At 40.4% G+C, this 4,737-nt stretch carries 7 protein-coding genes; all 7 read right to left on the bottom strand.

Annotated elements, in window-relative coordinates; translation table 11 throughout:
• Positions 1 to 269: 269 nt before the first annotated feature.
• The 7 genes from QZ488_RS21195 to QZ488_RS21165 all read right to left on the bottom strand — a co-directional run bounded on the left by QZ488_RS21195 (position 270) and on the right by QZ488_RS21165 (position 4,722).
• The gene (locus QZ488_RS21195) at positions 270 to 1,838 is read right to left on the bottom strand and encodes an IS1182 family transposase (RefSeq protein WP_293752501.1); all 1,569 of its coding nucleotides are present in this window, start codon (positions 1,836 to 1,838) and stop codon (positions 270 to 272) included.
• 586 nt (positions 1,839 to 2,424) lie between these two features.
• Positions 2,425 to 2,721, bottom strand: a complete 297-nt coding sequence (locus QZ488_RS21190; RefSeq protein ID WP_293752499.1) for a hypothetical protein — start codon at positions 2,719 to 2,721, stop codon at positions 2,425 to 2,427.
• A 111-nt stretch (positions 2,722 to 2,832) separates the two neighbouring features.
• Positions 2,833 to 3,144, bottom strand: a complete 312-nt coding sequence (locus tag QZ488_RS21185; protein WP_293752497.1) for a hypothetical protein — start codon at positions 3,142 to 3,144, stop codon at positions 2,833 to 2,835.
• 93 nt (positions 3,145 to 3,237) lie between these two features.
• Entirely contained in the window at positions 3,238 to 3,525 is a 288-nt protein-coding gene (locus QZ488_RS21180; protein ID WP_293752495.1) for a type II toxin-antitoxin system MqsA family antitoxin, read from the bottom strand.
• The gene (locus QZ488_RS21175) at positions 3,518 to 3,829 is read right to left on the bottom strand and encodes a type II toxin-antitoxin system RelE/ParE family toxin (RefSeq protein WP_293752493.1); all 312 of its coding nucleotides are present in this window, start codon (positions 3,827 to 3,829) and stop codon (positions 3,518 to 3,520) included. The genes QZ488_RS21180 and QZ488_RS21175 overlap by 8 nt, the downstream gene beginning before the upstream one ends.
• 161 nt (positions 3,830 to 3,990) lie before the next feature.
• Entirely contained in the window at positions 3,991 to 4,314 is a 324-nt protein-coding gene (locus QZ488_RS21170) for a hypothetical protein (protein ID WP_293752491.1), read from the bottom strand.
• A 96-nt stretch (positions 4,315 to 4,410) separates the two neighbouring features.
• The gene (locus tag QZ488_RS21165; protein ID WP_293752489.1) at positions 4,411 to 4,722 is read right to left on the bottom strand and encodes a hypothetical protein; all 312 of its coding nucleotides are present in this window, start codon (positions 4,720 to 4,722) and stop codon (positions 4,411 to 4,413) included.
• Positions 4,723 to 4,737 lie beyond the last annotated feature (15 nt).

The following is a 4,737-nucleotide window of genomic DNA, read 5'->3' as shown; positions in this document are numbered from 1 at the left end:
CCTTCAGTAAAACCTTCATTAAGCCAAGAGGTTAGAATTGTTTTAAGTTCTTCGATGCTCATGCCAGCCATTTAACGAGGCTGTAGAAAAAGTCGGTTTTGACTATTCAAAGCATCACTTTTCTTTAAATTTACAATGTCTACAACTTTGCCTTGAGCCAAGATATTTTGCAAAGTTTTTTACTCGTTGTATCACTTTTTCATTTATTGGCTTGTGGTGGCTGTTTTTAGGCCTTTAAAGGGCATGATTTTTAGTGGTAGTTGGGCTAACTACGCCGCTAACTGCCCATAATTATTGAGTTTCTCCAGATTGTGTATCAGGCAGAACCAATACCACTGACCTTGTACCTTATCTTTACCACGCAGGCTGAACCGTTTGAGTTTTTTGTTGGTCCCTATGTTGCCAAACACAGGTTCAACCACAGACATGCGGTGACTGTAGATTTGTTTGCCTTGTGGACTATCCACTCGGTGTTTCATCCAGTCGGTGTAATTTGGTGGTCGCGGCTTATCATCGATTAAAAACGAGACTAAGCGGCCATGCCCTTTTGGTTTATCGGGTGAGCTTGGGTTTCTTAGACATTGGTGTTTTTTCTCGCAATTTCGGCATGCCCGTATCTTACCTTCAAAGCAAATTCGCGTACCGCCCGAAGTCTCAGTTCGCCGCCAAGTTTCCCACATGGTTTCTCCCATAGGACATATACAGGTCATGTTAATGGGGTCGAAACTAAATTCACTGGCACAGATTAACTCAACCTTGCGCTCTTTCTTACTTTGATGGCGTTTACCGTATTTCGTTTTTTGTTCATTGAACTTGGGATCACGGCTTCTGAATCGATTATCCGGAATGTAGGCATTGATACCGTTAGTGTGCAGGTACTGCATGTTCTTTTCGTTAGCGAACCCCGTATCGGCGGTGATGATGGTTTGCGCTTTCAAAATGTCGTCGCTAATCGCCAGGCGTTTAAACCTGTCTTGAATACCTTCTAATACTGGCTTTAAGGTATGGTGCTCTTGTCCCTCTCCAAATACCGTGGCATCCACAATAATTTGATGCTTCTTATCCACCGTTGCCACGCCGTTATAGCCTTGAATGGTGCCCTTACTGGTGGTCATTTTTCCTGACTCGTTATCCGTAATATTGCTTTTCACTTCCTGTGGGCGCTTACCTTTGCCCATTCGTGGCTCTTTTTCATTTAAGAATTTTTCTATCTTGTCGTGTGCTTTATTCAGTGTGTCAATCGCTTGGGCAGTGCGCTGTTTGCGCGCCTCATCAGCCTCTTCGTTGTTGTCTAATTTCTCATGCTCGTTCATGTGGTAACTGATTTGGCGTTTAAGCTTATCGCGCTTTTCTTGTAGCTCTTTAAAGGTGCCTGACCATTCTTTAGCTGCATTAGAAGACATCTTGCAACCATCAATCGCAAACAACTCATTACCCAATAAACCATGCTCATGGCATATCAACAACACCTGCTCAAACACCGATTCAATCTCTTGTTTACGGCCACTGACAAAGGCTGCAATCGTTGTCCAGTGCGGCACTGAATCACAGCTCAACGCCTTAAATATGACATTGGTTTCACAGCACCACTGGATTTCCCGACTCGAAGTAATACCTTTGGAATAGGCAAACAGAATGATTTTAAGTAGAGCCGCTGGATCATACGCAGGCCGACCATTCTTATCATTTTTATACTTGGGATAGAACACGGATAAATCCAACTTCGAATCAATCAAATGATGGATCGCATGTTCAAACGTGCCAGCTTGAAGTTGGTCGAAATAGTTAATCACAACCATCGTACTTTGCTGATAATTTAGGGAGATAAAGCGTGGCATCACCAAGGCTCCTATGCCTAATTGATAATACCTATTTGATCACAAACGGTGATCTGAGGGAAGTACAAACTGTGTGTTTTTTGAACTATTTTAGGGTTTTTCTACAGCCTCAACGCTTAACATATGGGGATTTTAGGAGCGCTGTTTCAGCGAGTAAAATTCCCACCATGATGTTTTTGTTAGCAGTTTTTTCTGGGTTATCGCAGATTGCCACCAAACATTTGAACAACCACATAATGTCTAGAACTCAAGACTTCTTACGTTCGATCTTAATATCAACTAGTTCCCACGTAAAAGCAATGAAACTGCATGACAACCCAATGAATTGGATAGTATATAGTTTACTGAAATCTGAACTAGCAAACGCACTCACTAATTCATAACTAATTATGCATATAAGCAAGAGTGTACAAACAATGAGAAAGCTATATTTCATGAAGCACCTTAATAATTTAGAGACTGATACAGTAACTTTGACTGCTAACGCTTCACATATGGGGCGCAGGCTTGCTGGCTAAACTTGCGCGAATCGCCAGCCAGCGAGTATGCGTCCCAAAGAGCGTAGAGAATGAACATAATGTGTTTGTTAGCTACCATGTTTACCGTACTTAGCGTTTGCTATTAGTAGGCATGGGATTGGAGTAAGTGAAACTACACAAAGCAGTATTGTCATACCAATTTCGTCAACTAAACCCAAATACCAAATAAATGCAATTAGTCCAATTAGTAGTCCTAGTGTCAGAACAGAATAACCTATCCATTTAGCAAACTTTTCAGGATTAGATATTTTTGACTCGTCCCAACCAGCAATGAGGCCTCTCATTTGTTTTACTGCGATAAGGTAGCCAAGAATAATACAGGGCAACGCACCCGCAAAAACCATAATAATTAACCCGAAAAATAATCCGTCAATGCAATTTTCCTTGTGGTAGCTAACGCTTCAAAGCACTGGCGCGCGCTTTTTGCGCGTCTGTGTGACTTTGTTTGTTAGGTGCTAATTTACGCATTGCAGCTTCACTTCGTTAATGTGACAAAATTGAGTGCCACTGATCTTTTTAAACAAATCACCAACTCTAAGTTTATCCGGTGACAGCACAATTCGATTACTAGTAAATTTCTTAGTCCTGCAGTTATTGTCGTTAATCTCTATTAACGGCATTTCATGATTCTTTGTTTTCCAATTTATTTTTGAAACTACGCCTTCAGCTGAAAATTCCACTGGTTTCATATGACTTCTATAGCCCATGTATATTCCAAAACTTAATACTGGAATAGCCAATATCATAAACTTAGAAAATTTAGACATATTTCACTTGGCACCTAACGCTTAATGTAACTGGAAAATATGAGCGCTTTTCAGCGAGTAGTTTTCCAGTTTATGTTTTTGTTATATGCCGATTTAATGAAGGTCTGCAAACACTTCTGGATGTTGTTCAGCAATACGTAATAATGCAATGGCAGGACCCTGAGGATGTCTTCGACCTTGCTCCCAATCTTGAAGAGTACGCATACTGACTCCCAGTAAACCAGCAAAAGCTGATTGGGATAAATTTAGTTTTGAACGGATTACCTTTGGCTCCGATGGTTCCGATAACTCAGTAGTTTTTAACAATAACTTACCGTGTTTAAAACGCTTAATTTCATTTAAGCCTTCTAAGATTTCTAGACCTATATCTCGATTACTCATGATCTATTGCCTCCGCTATTTGCTTAAGAATATGAGATGCAATTGTTGAACGCTCAGATTTACTATACATAGTAAGCATCCAAATCTCATGTTCTGACTTTTTCCAGTAATATATTGCACGTACACCACCACTTTTTCCTTTTCCGGAAGGAGCCCATCTAACTTTCCGTACTCCCCCAGATCCTCTAACAATATCACCAGCATCAGGCTTTTGTAGCAAGTAAGATTGCAAGCCTCGATAGTCATCGTCCGATAAGTAATTTGGTAAAACTTTCGTGAATATACTTGTTTCAATAAATATCATAACAGAATCATACGGCAATGCCGGACTTTGTCAATAAGCTACAACAGGCATATAACGCTTCGCATAAACAGCGGCGCAAGTTGGACGCTTTTTTGCGCCGTTTGTTTTGCAAAAAACCGGCCTGCTTGCGGAGTCGGTTTTGATGCGTTTGTTATATGTAACTAAAGCCCAAATTGCCACCATTTAGCCTGAGCTTTTTTTTCGTTTTGCTCTTTTAAATACTGAGCAATATTTTCGTTAACTTGGCTTTTTTTACTTATTAAAGGCTTGCTAGGCCTATCATTAAGCTTGTCGTATCGTAATAGTTCTGAATAATATTCTCGGAACCATAGATGCGGCAATATTGATACAATCACAAGTGTTAATAATTGGCTTATGTATTCTATATCAAAGTATATAGCTACAGGCACAGGGATAAGTGCTATGAGACCAATGATTAAATAGTCTCGCCAATAATTCTCAGGTTTTTTTGGTCTATTTGACATTGAATTCCCTTGTCATATAACGCCCCAAGCAGGGGATTTTATGAGCGCCTTTCAGCGAGTAAAATTCCCGCTGGCTTGGCTTGTTAAATGGCTTTTTCATTGCTGCATATAGCCTCTAAACTCTTCCAAGCTAGTAGCAACTTTAATTGCTGCGTCAGGTGCCATACCTATTGTCGGCATATAAAACACCTCACAAATTTCATTCACTACAAGCAACTCCCCAGCACCATTGCCACCAAAAGTTACAAAACCTGGAGCATATTCCGTAAGTTGGTAGTCGCGATTTACTTCTTCAAGTTCGTCAGGCTGCCATAACACATACCATTGAGGTTCGACTGACAACTCACCTTCAGTAAAACCTTCATTAAGCCAAGAGGTTAGAATTGTTTTAAGTTCTTCGATGCTCATGCCAGCCATTTAACG

Source organism: uncultured Paraglaciecola sp. (assembly GCF_913020055.1).
Taxonomy (GTDB): Bacteria; Pseudomonadota; Gammaproteobacteria; order Enterobacterales; family Alteromonadaceae; genus Paraglaciecola.
This window is presented reverse-complemented; position numbering and strand designations above follow the sequence as displayed.